Annotated in this window: 14 protein-coding genes; 11 read left to right on the top strand and 3 right to left on the bottom strand. The window is 63.2% G+C overall.

Annotated features, from left to right (window positions below):
• The first annotated feature begins 28 nt into the window (after positions 1-28).
• The 4 genes from AC1Q5S_RS01255 to AC1Q5S_RS01270 all read left to right on the top strand — a co-directional run bounded on the left by AC1Q5S_RS01255 (position 29) and on the right by AC1Q5S_RS01270 (position 3,822).
• Positions 29-1,198: an acetyl-CoA acetyltransferase gene (locus tag AC1Q5S_RS01255; RefSeq protein WP_060983752.1), complete on the top strand. Its 1,170-nt coding sequence runs from the start codon at positions 29-31 to the stop codon at positions 1,196-1,198.
• Positions 1,199-1,203: 5 nt separating this feature from the next.
• Positions 1,204-1,605, top strand: coding sequence for a Zn-ribbon domain-containing OB-fold protein (locus AC1Q5S_RS01260; RefSeq protein ID WP_060983768.1), 402 nt, complete (start codon positions 1,204-1,206; stop codon positions 1,603-1,605).
• Positions 1,606-1,621: 16 nt separating this feature from the next.
• A complete protein-coding gene (locus AC1Q5S_RS01265; RefSeq protein ID WP_066697331.1) occupies positions 1,622-2,854 on the top strand; it encodes an acyl-CoA dehydrogenase family protein in 1,233 nt (410 codons plus the stop codon).
• Positions 2,855-3,024: 170 nt separating this feature from the next.
• Complete coding sequence (locus AC1Q5S_RS01270; RefSeq protein WP_066697328.1) at positions 3,025-3,822, top strand: alpha/beta fold hydrolase; 798 nt, start codon at positions 3,025-3,027, stop codon at positions 3,820-3,822.
• Positions 3,823-3,927: 105 nt separating this feature from the next.
• Here AC1Q5S_RS01270 and AC1Q5S_RS01275 read toward each other — a convergent pair whose 3' ends face one another.
• The 3 genes from AC1Q5S_RS01275 to AC1Q5S_RS01285 are packed head-to-tail and all read right to left on the bottom strand — an operon-like array spanning position 3,928 to position 7,071.
• Complete coding sequence (locus AC1Q5S_RS01275; RefSeq protein WP_060983755.1) at positions 3,928-5,334, bottom strand: MmgE/PrpD family protein; 1,407 nt, start codon at positions 5,332-5,334, stop codon at positions 3,928-3,930.
• Between the two features lies 1 nt (position 5,335).
• The gene (locus tag AC1Q5S_RS01280; protein WP_060983756.1) at positions 5,336-6,097 is read right to left on the bottom strand and encodes an enoyl-CoA hydratase-related protein; all 762 of its coding nucleotides are present in this window, start codon (positions 6,095-6,097) and stop codon (positions 5,336-5,338) included.
• Between the two features lie 47 nt (positions 6,098-6,144).
• Complete coding sequence (locus tag AC1Q5S_RS01285) at positions 6,145-7,071, bottom strand: IclR family transcriptional regulator (RefSeq protein WP_492238230.1); 927 nt, start codon at positions 7,069-7,071, stop codon at positions 6,145-6,147.
• A gap of 94 nt (positions 7,072-7,165) precedes the next feature.
• On the opposite strand from AC1Q5S_RS01285, the gene AC1Q5S_RS01290 reads away from it, so the two are divergent.
• From AC1Q5S_RS01290 to AC1Q5S_RS01320, 7 genes are all read left to right on the top strand, one after another.
• Entirely contained in the window at positions 7,166-8,395 is a 1,230-nt protein-coding gene (locus AC1Q5S_RS01290; protein WP_060983757.1) for a CaiB/BaiF CoA transferase family protein, read from the top strand.
• Positions 8,396-8,572: 177 nt separating this feature from the next.
• Positions 8,573-9,469, top strand: a complete 897-nt coding sequence (locus AC1Q5S_RS01295; RefSeq protein WP_060983758.1) for a branched-chain amino acid ABC transporter permease — start codon at positions 8,573-8,575, stop codon at positions 9,467-9,469.
• Between the two features lie 52 nt (positions 9,470-9,521).
• Positions 9,522-10,598: a branched-chain amino acid ABC transporter permease gene (locus tag AC1Q5S_RS01300; protein WP_060983759.1), complete on the top strand. Its 1,077-nt coding sequence runs from the start codon at positions 9,522-9,524 to the stop codon at positions 10,596-10,598.
• Positions 10,595-11,443 carry an ABC transporter ATP-binding protein gene (locus AC1Q5S_RS01305; protein ID WP_060983760.1) on the top strand — a complete coding sequence of 283 codons (849 nt, stop codon included), beginning with the start codon at positions 10,595-10,597 and terminating at the stop codon, positions 11,441-11,443. The genes AC1Q5S_RS01300 and AC1Q5S_RS01305 overlap by 4 nt, the downstream gene beginning before the upstream one ends.
• Positions 11,440-12,237, top strand: a complete 798-nt coding sequence (locus AC1Q5S_RS01310; protein ID WP_060983761.1) for an ABC transporter ATP-binding protein — start codon at positions 11,440-11,442, stop codon at positions 12,235-12,237. The genes AC1Q5S_RS01305 and AC1Q5S_RS01310 overlap by 4 nt, the downstream gene beginning before the upstream one ends.
• 114 nt (positions 12,238-12,351) lie before the next feature.
• Positions 12,352-14,208, top strand: a complete 1,857-nt coding sequence (locus AC1Q5S_RS01315; protein ID WP_060983762.1) for an AMP-dependent synthetase/ligase — start codon at positions 12,352-12,354, stop codon at positions 14,206-14,208.
• 26 nt (positions 14,209-14,234) lie between these two features.
• Complete coding sequence (locus AC1Q5S_RS01320; RefSeq protein ID WP_060983763.1) at positions 14,235-15,407, top strand: ABC transporter substrate-binding protein; 1,173 nt, start codon at positions 14,235-14,237, stop codon at positions 15,405-15,407.
• Positions 15,408-15,607 lie beyond the last annotated feature (200 nt).

Raw genomic sequence — 15,607 nt, forward strand, 5'->3', positions numbered from 1 at the left:
CACAGTCCAGCCAAGGAGTAATAGCACAATGAAAAAACGAGAAGCAGTGATCGTCGGCGTCGCCGACTTGCCGCTGAAGGACGGCAAGGCCCTCACGCCGATGTCGGTCTTGCAGGTTCAGGCGCTGGTCGCGCGCGATGCGCTCAAGGATGCCGGCATTCCCATGCGCGAGGTCGATGGTTTGCTGACCGCCGGCCTGTGGGGCGTTCCCGGTCCGGGCCAGTTGCCTACCGTGACGCTGTCGGAGTATCTGGGCATCACCCCGCGCTTCGTCGATGGCACCAACATCGGCGGCTCGGCTTTCGAGGCCCATGTGGCGCACGCCGCCACCGCCATCGAGGCCGGCCGCTGTGAGGTGGCGCTGATCACCTACGGCAGCCTGCAGCGCAGCGAGATGAGTCGCAACCTGGCCGGTCGGCCTTCGGTGCTGACCATGCAGTACGAAACGCCCTGGGGCATGCCGACACCCGTGGGCGGCTACGCGATGGCGGCGATGCGCCACATGCACGAGTACGGCACCACGTCGGAGCAACTGGCCGAGATTGCCGTGGCCACGCGCAAATGGGCCCAGCTCAACCCGGCCGCGACGATGCGCGATCCGATGTCGATCGACGACGTGCTGAAAAGCCCGATGATCTCCGACCCACTGCACCTGCTCGACGCCTGCCTGGTGACCGATGGCGGTGGCGCGGTCGTCATGACCACGGCAGAGCACGCCAAGGCGCTCGGGCGCAAACCGGTGTACGTGCGCGGCTACGGCGAATCGCACACGCACTGGACCATTGCCGCCATGCCGGATCTGGCGCGCCTGACGGCCGCCGAGGTGGCCGGCCGCGACGCCTTCGCCATGGCCGGCATCGGGCACGATGCCATCGACGTGGTCGAGGTCTACGACTCGTTCACCATCACCGTGCTGCTGACGCTCGAAGCCCTGGGCTTTTGCCAGCGTGGCGAGGGGGGCGCCTTTGTGTCCAACCAGCGCACCGCGCCGGGCGGGGCGTTTCCTCTCAACACCAACGGCGGCGGACTGTCCTACGCGCACCCCGGCATGTATGGCATCTTCCTGCTGATCGAAGCGGTGCGCCAGCTGCGTGGCGAATGCGGCCCGCGCCAGATTCAGGACGCCGTGACCGCGCTGGTCCACGGCACCGGCGGCACGCTCTCCAGCGGTGCCACTTGCATCCTCTCTACGCAGTGAACACCATGTACGACAAACCCCTGCCCGTCATCGATGGCGAGAGCCGCCCCTATTGGGACGCCCTGAAACAACACCGTCTTACCCTCAAGCGATGCCATGACTGCGGCAAGCACCATTTCTATCCGCGCGCCTTGTGCCCGCACTGCCACTCGGACGCCGTCGATTGGGTCGATGCTCGCGGCACGGGCACCATTTACAGCTACACCATCGCGCGCCGGCCGGCCGGCCCGGCCTTCAAGGCCGACGCGCCCTATGTGGTGGCGGTGATCGACCTCGACGAAGGCGCGCGCATGATGAGCAATATCGTCACCGACGATGTGGAGGCGGTGCGCATCGGCCAGCGCGTGACGGTTCACTATGACGATGTAACCGACGAGGTCACGCTGCCGAAGTTCCGGTTGTTGTAGTGTCGAGGTAGCCCGCATGGACTTCACCCTCGATCCCGACACCGTGGCGATTGCCGAGGCCGTGTTGCGCTTCGTCGAGCGTGAAGTGCTGCCGCTGCAGGAGCGCCATCACGACCTGCTGGGCAGCGAACGCACCCTGTTCGACGCCAGCGGCCGCTACGTCCCGGAGGTGCTGGCGCTGCGCCAGCAGGTGCGCAAGCGCTCGGCCGAACTCGGCTTTTACACCCTGTTCGGCGACGAGAAACTGGGCGGCGGTGGGCTGGGCGCGCAGGCCATGGTCCATGTGCAGGAGGCCCTCAACCACCGCGTCGGTCCCGCTCAGCCGCTGGCCCAGACGGTCGTGCTGCCATCGCCCTTTACCAATGGCCTATCGCCGGTGCTGCGGCACCTGAACCCCGAGGTGCTTGCCCGCTACCGCGACGGCATCGCCAGCGGCGACAAGACCCTGTGCTTCGGCCTGAGCGAGCCCGACGCCGGTTCGGACGCGTTCGGCATGAAGACCCGCGCCGTGCGTGATGGCGACGAATGGGTGCTCACCGGCACCAAGCAGTGGATCACCAACTCGCCTTACGCCGATTACGCGATGGTGTTTGCGCTGACCGACCCCGAGGCTGCGGCGCGCCACAAGGGCGGCGTCACCGGCTTCTTCGTTGACACGCGCGCGCCCGGCTTTTCCGTGCCACGCGTCATCAACACCATGGGCCACTTGGGCGGTGACACTGGGGTGATCGTGCTTGACGGCGTGCGTGTGCGCGACGAGTACCGGCTCGGCGAAGTCGGGCGCGGTCTGGCGGTGGCGATGGACGGCGTCAATGCCGGGCGCATGGGCATGGCCGCCTCGTGCCTGGGGCTGGCGCGATGGGCGCTGGACCAGGCACTTGAATACGCCAAGGTGCGCAAGACCTTCGGCGTACCGATCGCCGAGCACCAGGCGATCCAGTTCATGCTGGCCGACAGCGCCATGGACATCTACGCTGCCAAGGCCATGATCCAGAACTGCGCCTGGCGCCTCGACAGCGGCCAGGCCTCGACCGCGCAGGTCAGCATGGTCAAGGCGTTCTCGACCGAGATGCTCGGGCGCGTCATGGACCGCAGCATCCAGATCCACGGCGGCATGGGCCTGACCAACGAACTGCGGCTGGAAGACGGCTACCGCTTCGCGCGCGTGATGCGCATCCCCGACGGCACCGGCGAGATCCAACGCCGCACCATCGCGCGCCAACTGCTGACCGGACAGGCTGACCTGTAGGCTGTGGCCGGCCCAGACTATTGATCCGGCCAGGTGAAGCTTGAACCGCTCGCCCTGAGCTTGTCGAAGGGCTTCGACAAGCTCAGCCTGAACGGAAGTTGATACATCAAAGGGCCGGATCAATAACGCATGCCGGGCCTCTGCAGTGCGCAACAAAGGGACCGATTGACATGATGAAAAAACACGAACTGTTCGCGGGCGGCCATCGGCTCGCCGCAGCCACCTGGGGCGAGATCGGTGCCGGACGCCCGACCATCGTCATGATGCACGGCGGGCTGGACTGCATCACCACCTGGAAAGACCTGCCGCAGGCACTGGCCGAGGCCAGCGGCTGGCCTGTGCTGGCCTACGACCGTTTTGGTTACGGGCGCTCCGAGCGTCTGGTCGGCGGACGTGAGCCGAGTTACCGGCGCGAGGAAGCCGGCCCCGTGTTGGGCGAGGTGCTGTGCCACTTCGGCATCCGCCAGACGCTGATGTTCGGCCATAGCGACGGCGGAGCCATGTCGGTGCTTGCGGCGGCGGCACATCCCGAACTGGTGTGCGGCGTGCTCGCCTGCTCACCGACCATCGCGCTCGATCAGTTCATGGTCAACGCCATGTCCGGCGCGCGCCGCGCCTTCGAACACGAAGGGCTGCGCGACAAGCTCAAACGCCACCATGGCGACAACACCGATACCATGTTCTGGGGCTGGTACGAGCCCTGGGCCAGCCCAAGCGCCTTGCAATGGGACATGAGTGCCGAGATTGCCGCGGTGCGCTGCCCGGTGGCGGCGCTGTTCGGCAGTGACGATGAATACGGCTGGCGCCCCAGCGCGGTTTCTTTGTTCCAGAACGGACGGATGCCGCTTGAGGTGACCGCGCTACCGGCAGTGGGCCACCACCCTCAGCAGCGCGAGCGCGGCGAGACGATTGCCATGCTGCAGCGGCTGCTGGGGCGCATCGAGCGCAATCCAAGCAAAAACCAATGACGGGTCGATGATCGACACGGGAAAAGCACCTGCTCGTCGGACAGGACTGGCCGAGCTATCTTCTGAAAGCCATTGTGGACATGCGGGCGCTGGCGGGCGGTATCTTCAGAGCAGGCGGGCGCACGCCCGGCGGGCCAGCATGCCTGCAAGCGGCGAGAGATCGGTCAGGGTGTCGAGCCGGGCCACCATGTCGATCAACGCGTCGCGCTCGGACGCGTCGAGCACCGGCTCGACCAGACGACGGAACTTGTCCTCCAGCCGCTGCTGCTGTTCGTGCAGGTCCTTGGCCGGGCGTCCGCTATCGTGGCGCTGGCGCAGCATGGTGCCGGTATGGGTCTCGATCACCACCTCGCCGAGCGTCAGCCCCGGGCATTGTGGCGCGAGTTCGACTGTCACGCGCTCGCGCAGTGCCACCACATCGGGCGCGTGCACTGCGTCGTCACTGAAGCTGTCCAGGCCAGCGGTGTCGACCCCGGCCAGCGCCATTGCCACCGTGTGACGCAGGCTGAACTTGGCCTCGAGCCCGGTGAGCGGCTCTGCGATGTTGCACACGCCTTCACTGGCGGCCCCGACGCGCACCGTCACGAAGCGGACATCTTCAGGCCGCAGTGCGTGTTGCAGGCGCAAGCGGCGTGCAGCTTCGATGGCGGCATGGGTTCCGTAGCATGCAGCGTGGAACTTGAACAGGTTGTGGCGCAGGTGCCAACCGCCGTTGGGCACGGCCGTTTCCAGTGATGCGTTGCCGCCGTGCGTTGCCATGAAGCCTTGCGGACATTCAATCGCATCGGCACAGCTGGTGAAACCACGTGCGGCTAACTGAGCCGCTTGCAGACCGTCTGCGCTGGCGCGTCCGGCGTGCAAGGGCTTGCACATGGTGCCAAACATGGATTTCAGCCCGGCGGCCATCGTGCTGGCGATGCCGAACGCGGTGGCGGTGTCGTCGGCGTCGAGTTGCAGCAAGCGCGCGCAGGCTGCGGCCGCGCCGATCGTACCGAGCGTGGCCGTGGTGTGGAAACCCTTGGCGTACTGTGCCTCGCCGGTAGCCAGCCCCAACAGACACATCGTTTCGTAGCCTGCGGCGAAGGCGGTCATGAAGTCGCGTCCGCTGACGCCGCGCGACTCGGCCAAGGCCAGCAAGGCCGGGATCAGGACTACCGAGGGATGGCCGGTGCAGGCCATGTTGACGTCGTCGTAATCGAGCGCGTGCGAGGCAGCGCCGTTGATCAATGCCGCCTGCCGGGTCGAGGTCGCCATGGCATGCCCAACTACCGTGGCCTGGGCGTGGCCGCCTTGCTCGCGCGCCTCTTCGGCAAGCATGTGCACCAGCGGCTCGCACGCGCCAGCCAGCGTCACCCCGATCCAGTCGAGCAGACACTGACAGACCCGCAGACGCACATCCTCGGGCAGATCGGTATAACACAGGGCGGCGCTGCGCGCGGCCAGTTCCTGCGTGATGCGGGGGGGGAGGCCTGTGGCCGACGATGGAATGCGTGTAGCCGTGAGAGCGCTCATTTCAACGGCCCTTCCACTGGGGCTTGCGCTTTTCGCGGAACGAACGCGGACCCTCAAGCGCGTCTTCGCTGAGATAGACGGCGTCGAACGCGCGATTGGAGGCCCGTAGCGCGGCGGTCCGCCCCATTTCGGTGGACATGCGGACCATTTCCTTGGCCGCGCGCACCGTCAGCGGCGCGTTGGCCATGAGTCTGGCGGCCAGCTCTTTGGCACCTTGCAGCGCCTGTCCCTTGGGCATCAGGCGGTTGATGTAACCGAGTTCGTAGGCGCGCTGCGCCGTCAGCGGGTCGCCGGTCATTGCTACTTCCATCAGGATGCGCTGCGGAAGCATGTGGATGACCGGCGCAGCCCACGGCATTCCCCGCCCGACCTTGGCTTCGGTGATGGCGAACCTGGCGGTCTCGTCGGCTACGCACAGGTCGCACATCTGCGCCAGCAGCCAGCCGCCAGCATAGGCATAGCCCTGCACCGCGGCGATGACGGGCTTGGTGACTTCGACGGTGTCGCCGAGTACGGCCATGAAGCCCGGCGGTGGGATGCGCAGTTGGGTATCGGCCGCTTCGACCAGATCCATGCCGGCGCAGAAGTTGTCGCCGGCTCCGGTGAGGATGGCCACCTGGGCATCGGCGTCGGCTTCGAAGCGGCGCCAGACCTCGAAAAAGCCTTCGCGCACGGACCGGCTCAGTGCATTGCGGCGCTCTGGGCGGTTGATGGTGATGACGGCGATGCCGTCGCTCACCTCGTAGAGAAGTTCGTTGTTCATGGGCTCAGTCTCCTTTTCAAGTCGTTGCGCGCTTCTGTACCGCCTCGTCATGCCGCAAGCGGCGGATTCGATTCGTTTTTCGGACGTGACGAGCTGCCATCTCTCATAATGCCTGTCCCGCGCGGATATCCGAGCGCATGAGAGATATTGGCTGCCAACTCCACCACCAGGCGCTGCAGGTCACCGGCCGCGGCGCGACCGCGCTCAAGCGGCGCGGCGACGATCAGCGCCGCGTTCACGCGCCCATCGGGTTCGAAGATCGGGGCTGAAAAGCCCGCAACGTCGGGAGCCACCTCGCCGATCGTGACGGCCACGCCGTCCACCCGGACCTGTTCGATGATGCGCGCAAGTTGCTTTCGGTCGGTGACAGAGTGCTCGGTCATTGCACGCAGGTCGGCGTTTTGCAGGTATTCGCGGCGCCATGCCTCGTCCTGGAACGCGAGCAGTACGCGACCGGCGGATGAGGCAAACAGCGGTCGCGTCGTTCCGGCCGGCACGGCGTATCGAATCGTTCTCGTGCTCTCGATGATCGGGCTGTAGATGAGTTGGCCAGCGGTGCGGTCGATCGTGGCGATCAGGGCCGTCTCGCCGGATCGCGTTGCCGCTTCGCGCAGGAACGGCATGGCCACGATGTCGAGCGAGCGTGCCAACAACAGCGAAGCCCCGAGAGAGAACGATTCGGGGCCCAATCGATACACCGCGTCGCTGCGTTGCAGGTAGCCATGGGCCGTGAGGCCCCGTAACAGCGAGAGCACGCTGGTCTTCGGCGCATTCATTGAAACGCACAAAGGCGCAAGCGCCAGGCCGCCGGGCTGGTCGGCCAGCAGCCGCAGCAGTTGCAGAACGCGTGTCACCGACATCGGCGTCTGATCCACGCGGTCGCGGTGCGCAACGCCCGTTTGTTCCCGCTGGGAGGCTATTGACATGCTCATTGGATTGATGCCCCCTGCTTGTTCTGATATCGGAATACCCATTCAAGTATGAGAATATCGGTAGGATGCACAGCCGTCAACCGGGTTTTCCTCACAACATGACGCTGAGGAAGCCTCAAATCGATCGGAGGAGCTGATGACGAACGAACAAGACAAGGCTGCGCCCGCAGGGCCACTGGCTGGCGTGCGTGTGATCGACCTTAGCGCAGTGTTGATGGGGCCGTATGCGACACAAATTTTCGGTGACCATGGTGCGGACGTGATCAAGATCGAATCCCCCGAGGGCGATTCGACGCGCCACATCGGCCCCGGCCGCAACGCTGGCATGGGTCCGATGTTCCTCCACCTGAACCGCAACAAGCGCAGCGTCGTGCTCGATCTCAAGCAGCCGGGCGGCCTGGCGGCCATGCGGCGTTTGATTGCGGATGCCGATGTGTTCATCCACAACCTGCGACCGGCATCGATCGAGCGGCTCGGACTGGACTTCGAGAGCGTCTCGGCGCTGAACCCGCGCATCGTCTGGTGCGGCATGTACGGCTATGGCGAGGACGGCCCCTACGCGGGCCGGCCGGCCTACGACGACCTGATCCAGGGAGCTGTCGGGATCGCCGATCTGCAACGCCGTGCCGGACTGCCCGAACCGCGCTACGTGCCGCTGACCATCGCCGACCGGATGGTGGGGCTGCACGCCGCGCACAGCGTTGCGATGGCGCTGTACGCGCGCGAGCGAACCGGGCGGGGCTGCCGCATCGACGTGCCGATGTTCGAAACCATGGCCAGCGTCGTGCTCTCCGACCATCTTTACGGGCACACCTTCGAGCCGCCCAGCGGCGGCTGCGGCTATGTGAGGCTGTTGTCGCAGGGGCGGCGGCCGTACGCCACCAGCGATGGCTACATCTGTGCGCTGGTCTACAACGACGGACACTGGCAGCGTTTTCTGCGCAGCGTCGAGCGCGACGACCTGCTGGCCGATCCGCGGTTCGCCGATCTGGCGAGCCGCACCCGGCACATCGACGAGGTGTATGGCTTTCTCGGCGAGACGCTGCGCGAATGCAGCTCGGCGCACTGGCTGGCGCTGTTCGAACGCATTGACGTGCCCGCCATGCCACTGAACACCATGGAGTCCCTGCTCGATGACCCGCACCTGTCTGCCGTCGGCTTCTTCCACCATGTAGAGCATCCGAGCGAAGGCCCCCTGCGCACCTTCGGCGTGCCCGCGCGCTGGGTTGGTCACGACGTGGGCGAACTGGTGCCGGCGCCGCGTCTGGGCGAGCACACCGCCGCCGTGCTGCGCGAGAGCGGCTGTTCGGCCAGCGACATCGAGGCGCTGGTGGCAAGCGGTGCGGCTGTCGTCACCGGGCCCTGACTTCGTTGCGGCCAAGGCCGATGTCAGGCCTTGAACGACTGCTACGGGTTTCGCTGGGCCATGCATCGAATCACCCAAGGGTTAGCCCTGGGGCAAATTTCTTGTGCCCTCCTTTTTCAACGATAGAATCCGCCTCGTCAAACAAATGACAGTTAGAAAGAAAATTCTGGAGACAAAGTGCAATTACTCCAACTGATCATCAGCGGCATCGCGCAAGGCTGCATTTACGGGCTCATTGCCCTGGGTTTCGTTCTCATCTACAAGGCCACCGAAACCGTGAGCTTCGCGCAAGGCGAGCTGATGATGCTGGGCGCGTTTGGCGGGCTTGCCAGTATGGCCCTGCTCGGTTTTCCGTTCTGGCTGGCGGTACTCAGCTCTATCGCCGGCATGGCGCTGTTTGGCGTGCTGCTGGAGCGGCTGGTGATCCGGCCCATCCTCGGCCAGCCGGCGTTTTCGATTGTGATGCTGACCATCGGCGTCGGCTACACGGCGCGCGGCCTGATCACCATGATCCCGGGCATAGGCACCGAAACCCACACCCTGCCCGTGCCGTACAAGGACATGATCTGGAAAATCGGCGGGGACGCAAACGCGCAAGGTGCGTTGATCCTCAACGTCGAGCAGATGGCCGTCATCGGCAGCACCGCCGTGCTGTGCCTGATGCTGTTTGCACTTTTCAAGTACAGCAAACTGGGCATCGCCATGCAGGCCTCGTCGCAAAACCAGCTGGCTGCGTATTACATGGGCATTCCGGTCAAGCGGCTCAACGGCCTGGTGTGGGGCTTGGCTGCTGCCGTGGCGGCCATCGCCGGCCTGCTGCTGGCACCGATTACTTATGTGCACGCCAACATGGGCTTCATCGGCCTGAAGGCTTTTCCGGCGGCGGTGGTCGGCGGTTTTGGCAGCCTGCCCGGCGCGATTGTGGGCGGCCTGATCATCGGCATCGTCGAGTCGCTGTCGGGTTTTTACCTGCCCGACGGCTTCAAGGACATTGCTCCCTATGTGGTGGTGCTGATCATGCTGATGGTCAAACCCAACGGCCTGTTCGGCGAAAAACTCCGTAAGAAAGTATGAACCCCCACGCTTTCACTTCGTGTCGCTCACTGCAACCAGAAAAACAAAAGACATGAGATTTATCTTCAAGACCGACTACGGGCAGGACATCAATCTTGCCAAGCATGGCGGCCATGTGTTCTGGTACAGCGTCCTGTTGCTGCTGCTGCTCGCAGCACCGTGGCTGTTTGCCGAGTACTACTTGGCCCAGTTGACTTTCATCCTGATCTACGCCGTCGCCGGACTCGGACTGATGCTGGCGGTCGGGTTTACCGGTCTGTTTTCGTTGGGCCACGCGGCCTTTCTCGGCGTCGGTGCCTACACGCAGGCGGTCCTGACGAACGCCGGCCTGCCCTTCCCGATCGCATTGGCCTGCGCTGCGGGCCTGTCCGCCGCAGTCGGGCTGATCGTGGGGCTGCCGGCACTGCGCGTCAAAGGCATTTACCTGGGGATGGCCACACTGTCGTTCGGCTTCATCGTCGAAGAAGTATTTGCGCGCTGGGAATCCGTCACCGGCGGCAATGCCGGTATCCACATCAAGGCGCCCGACCTGTTTGGCTGGAAACTGGGTAGCGGGGAAGCCTTTTACTTTCTCTGCCTGGTGATCGCCATCGGCGCGACGCTGGCCATTCTCAATCTGCTGCGCTCGCCGACCGGCCGCGCCTTTGTGGCCATCCGCGATTCGGAAATCTCGGCACAAAGCATGGGCATTCACCTGGCCCGCTACAAGACGCTGTCGTTTGCGCTGTCTGCCGCGCTGGCCGGCATTGCGGGCGCGCTGTATGCCCACAAGCTGCAGTTTATCTCGCCCGATCAGTTCAACCTCCTGCAGTCGATCGACCTGCTGCTGATGATCGTGGTGGGCGGCCTGGGCTCGGTGCACGGCGCTTTTCTGGGCGCCATCTTCCTGATCTCCATGCCGCAGGCCATTGCGCTGGTCAAGGACTACCTCCCCGCGGCCATCGGACAGGCGCCGGGCCTGCAAGGCGTGGTGTACGGCATGGTGCTGATTGCCTTCGTTCTGTTTGAACCGCTGGGGCTGTATGGACGCTGGTTGAAGATACGCACCTACCTGCAGACCTTTCCGTTCTACCGCAAAGGCATGTTCAAGCGTCAAAAAACCTACCAGAAATCGGATCGCTTGAAATGACCGACACCCAACAAACTGCCGACCAGCCCCTGCTATCGGCACGAAACCTCAGCGTCCGTTTCGGTGGCGTGCTGGCCGTCAACAACGTCAGCTTCGACGTGAAGCAGGGCGAGGTGTTCACGCTGATCGGACCCAACGGCGCGGGTAAAACCACCTTGTTCAACCTGATCAGCCGCATCTACACACCGACCTCCGGCGAGATCGACTACATGCGCGTGAAGCTGACGGATCAGCCGCCCCACAAGATTGCGGCGCTGGGCATTGCGCGCACCTTCCAGAACATCGAACTGTTTGAACATGCCACGGTGCTGCACAACCTGCTGATCGGCAGGCACACGCACCGGCAGACGGGTCTCTGGAGCGAAATATTTTTCACCGGGAAAACCCGCGCAGCCGAGCTGCAGGCGCGCGAAAAAGCCGAGCAGGTCATTGACCTGCTGGACCTGCAGCACCACCGCGATTCATTTGTCGCCGGCCTCCCCTACGGCGTGCGCAAGGTGGTGGAGCTGGCCCGGGCACTGTGCACCGAACCCAGACTGCTGCTGCTCGACGAACCGTCCTCGGGGCTCAATGTGGAGGAAACCGACGACATGGCCTTCTGGATCCAGGACATCAAGAACGAACTGGGCATCACCGTGCTGATGGTGGAGCACGACATGACGCTGGTCTCCAAGGTCTCCGACCGTGTGCTGGCCATGAACCAGGGCGAGGTCCTGGCCATGGGCACCCCGCGCGAAGTGCAGAACGACCCTGGCGTGATCGAGGCCTACCTCGGCTCCATCGACGATGTGTCCTCGCTGCGCCGACCGTACCAGGCACCTGATCTGCGCGGGGGTGCCCAATGAGCGCCGCAACGCCGCCCGTCAACGACCAGCCCATGCTCAAGCTGCTCAACGTGGAGAGTGCCTACGGCCCGATCAAGGCCATACGCGGCGTCAGCCTGCAGGTGCGCCGCGGCGAAATTGCCACCGTGCTGGGCTCCAACGGCGCCGGCAAAACCACCATTCTGAAAACCATCTCCGGCATCATCGATCCACGCAAAGGCTCGATCGAGTTCAAGGGCGGCAACATCACGGCGCAGGACCCGGTCTACATCGTCCAGCAGGGCCTGAGTCATGTGCCGGAGGGCCGCGAGGTGTTTCCACTGCTGAGCGTGCATGACAACCTGCTCATGGGCGCCTACACACGCAGGGACCGCGACGGCGTGGCGCGCGACATGGAAACGGTGTACCGGTACTTCCCCATCCTCAAGGAGCGCGCCATGCAGGATGCAGGCCTGCTCTCGGGCGGACAGCAGCAGATGCTGGCCATTTCCCGGGCGCTGATGGCCAATCCGGACCTGATCCTGCTCGACGAGCCCAGCCTGGGCCTGTCGCCCAAGCTGACCAAGGAAATCTTCGAGATCGTGGTGCGCATCAACCGCGAGCGCGGTACCACCATCTTGCTGGTCGAACAAAACGCCAACATGGCCCTGAACGCTTCCGACTACGGCTACGTGCTGGAAAACGGGCGCATCGTGATGGAAGACACCTGTGCCCGGCTACGGGAAAAGGAAGACATCAAGGAGTTCTATCTGGGCATGAAGGAAGACGGCGTGCGCAGCGAGCGGCGCTGGAAGAAGAAAAAAACATGGAGATGAAGATGACCGAAGAATTCGCCAAGCCGGAGCCGCGGATCAGGCTTTGCCAGTCCGCAGGCGCTGCGCCCCCTCGAGGGGCAGCGCAGCACACGCAGTGGCAAGCGTGGGGGCTCTATGTCTAATCTTTGGGATCTCTCCCACGTCCAGCCCGAAACCCGCGTGGTGCTTGAGGGTGAGACCATTCCGGCGATGTTCTGGAACGCGGTCGAACAGCGCCGGGACAAAATCTGGCTGCGGCAGAAAAAACTCGGCATCTGGCGCAGCTGGAGCTGGAACCAGACCGGCGAGGCCGTGCGCGAGATCGCCGGCGGCCTGCTGAGCCTGGGTTTTGCGCCGGGGCAATGCGCGTCCATCCTGTCGAACACCGTGATCGAATGGGTGCTGGCCGATCTGGCCGTGCTGAGCTGCGGCGGCGTGGCCAACGGCATTTACCCCACCGACGCTGCGTCGCAGGTGCATTACCTCTGCGAAGACTCCCGAACCGCCATACTGTTTGTCGAGGATGATGAACAGCTCGACAAGGCCCTCGAAGTGCGCAGCGCGCTTGCCGGCCTGCGCAAGATCGTGGTGTTTGACATGGAAGGCCTGCGCGATCTGGACGAGCCCGATGTCATCAGTCTCGCCGATCTGCGCGAGCTCGGGCGCGGGTACCTCGCCCAGCATCCGGGCGCGGTCGAGGCGCGCGGCCGGGCCTGCCGGCCCGAGGACCTGGCCATCCTGGTCTACACCTCGGGCACCACCGGCAAGCCCAAGGGTGCCATGCACAGCCACAAGGGCTTGGTGTTCACGGCGCGCGGCTTCAACACGCTGATGGCGCAGGACGAGCACGATGAGCGCATGTGTTTTCTGCCTCTGTGCCATATTGCTGAGCGCATGGGAGGGGAATACCTTGCGCTCTATACGGGCGCCAAACTCAACTTTGTCGAAAACCCCGAGACCATTCCAGAAAACGTGCGCGAGATCGCACCGACCGTATTTCTGGCGGTGCCCCGCGTCTGGGAAAAGTTCTACTCCGGTGTGATGATCGCCCTGAAAGAATCCAGCCGGCTGCAGCAGGCCGCCTACGCTTGGAGCATCGGCGTGGGCAGCCGGATCGCCGACAAGGTCATGGCGGGTCAGCCGATCAGCCGTTGGCTCAAACTGCAGTTCATGATCGCCAGCTGGATCGCGCTGGACAATGCGCGCAAGCTGATAGGCATACACCGCGCGCGCTTTTGCGTGACCGGTGCCGCCCCGATCTCGCCCGAACTGGTCAAGTGGTACATGGCGCTGGGCGTGCCCATGCTGGAGGTCTGGGGCATGACGGAAACCGGCGGCGCCTCGACCGGCGTGCCGGCCAGCCGCATCAAACCCGGCTCCATCGGCCCGGCGGCCAGTTACAACGAAGTCAAACTAGACCCCACCACCGGGGAAATCCTCGTGCGTGGCACCAATGTGTTCATGGGTTACCTGAACCAGCCCGAAAAAACCGCCGAGGCAATTGACGCTGAGGGCTGGCTGCACACCGGCGACGTCGGCCTCATGGACGAAGACGGATTTTTCCGCATCACCGACCGGATGAAAGACATCATCATCACGGCCGGCGGCAAAAACGTCACGCCGAGCGAGCTCGAAAACGAGCTGAAGTTTTCGCCCTACATCACCGATGCCGTGATCATTGGCGACAAGCGCCCCTACCTGACAGCCATCATCATGATCGATCAGGAAAACGTCGAAAAGTTTGCCCAGGATGGGGACATACCCTTCAGCAATTACGCCAGCTTGACGCGCACCACCGAAGTACTGGGATTAATCCAGTCCGAGATTGAACGGGTCAACAAGAAATTTGCCAGAGTAGAACAGATCAAGAAGTTTTTCCTGCTCGACACGCAACTGACGGCAGAAGACGAAGAACTGACTCCGACGATGAAGCTAAAACGCAAGTTGGTGGAAAAGAAGTACGCTTGCCAAATTGAGGCGATGTACCGGTAATTTTTTGATTTTTATGGAGATAAGTGATGAAACCTAAATCGACAATGACGCTTGCCGCCCTGGCACTGGCCACTGGTTTGTCGGCGACACTTGCCCAGGCCCAAAGTCAGGGCGTCAGCAAGACCGAGATCACCCTGGGCTCGATTCAGGATCTCTCGGGTCCGCTGGCGAGTGCTGGAAAGCAGGCCCGTCTTGGCATGATGCTGCGGGTGGATGAAATCAATGAGCAGGGTGGCATCAATGGCCGCAAGCTCAAACTCATTGTGGAAGACTCGGCTTATGACCCCAAAAAAGCCGTGCTGGCCGCGCAGAAGCTGGTCAACCAAGACAAAATTTTCATGATGATGGGCCATATCGGAACGGCGCAAAACCTGGCCGCCATGCCGGTGCAGTTTGACAAAAACGTGATCAACTTCTTTCCCTTGACTGCGGCCCGTGAAATGTATGAGCCGTTTCACAGACTCAAGTACTCCCAATTGGCCTCTTACTACGACGGGATGAGACTCTCCCTGCCCAGGCTCGTCAAGGAGAAGAATGCCAAAAAAGTTTGCTCGATGTACCAGGACGATGAGTACGGACTGGAAGTGCAGCGCGGCGCGGACGAAGGCCTCAAAGCCATTGGCATGACCATGGTCGAGAAGACCACGTTCAAGCGCGGCGCCACGGATTTTTCGTCGCAGGTCGCCAAGCTCAAGGCATCCGAATGTGATCTGGTGGTGCTGGGCACCGTCATTCGTGAAACCATTGGCGGCATTGCGACGGCTCGTAAGCTTGGCTACAACCCAACGTTTATCGGTTCCACGGCGACCTACGCCGACCTGATCCACAAACTCGGCGGCAAAGCCATGGACGGGCTGTACGCGACCATGACGGTGCAAAACCCTTATCTGGACGACGATTCGCAGCCGATCCGCTTCTGGGCCAACAAATACAAGACCAAGTTCAACGAAGACCCGGGGGTGTTCTCGGTCTATGGTTACAACACCATTGACATCTTTGGCAAGGCGGCTCAAAAAGCTGGCCAGAATCTGACGACCGACAGCTTCATCAAGGCGATGGATGCGATGACCTTCCCGCCTGACATCTTTGGCGGCCCGCAGATGATCTTTTCACCGACCAAGCGGCTTGGCAGCGATGCGTCGCGCCTGTCGCAAATTGTCGATGGCAAGTGGAAGGTGGTTGCCGACTACAACAAGTAAGCGGTCGGCCCGCAAATGCCCTCCGAGGGGGGTGTCTAGGAATCGAGCCTGACTCCTCTGTTGGCTATCTTGTTTCGGTGGGAGCAGACGGGCAGTAAAAATACTGGGCAACTACAAAAAGCTGTGGCCATGAGAATCCGACAACCCAGGGTAAGTTGCAAACTGGCAGCAGGCAGGTCGAGTCAAACTGTGTCAGGTTC

The sequence above is a fragment of the Acidovorax sp. GW835-FHT14B10 genome (assembly GCF_058793725.1).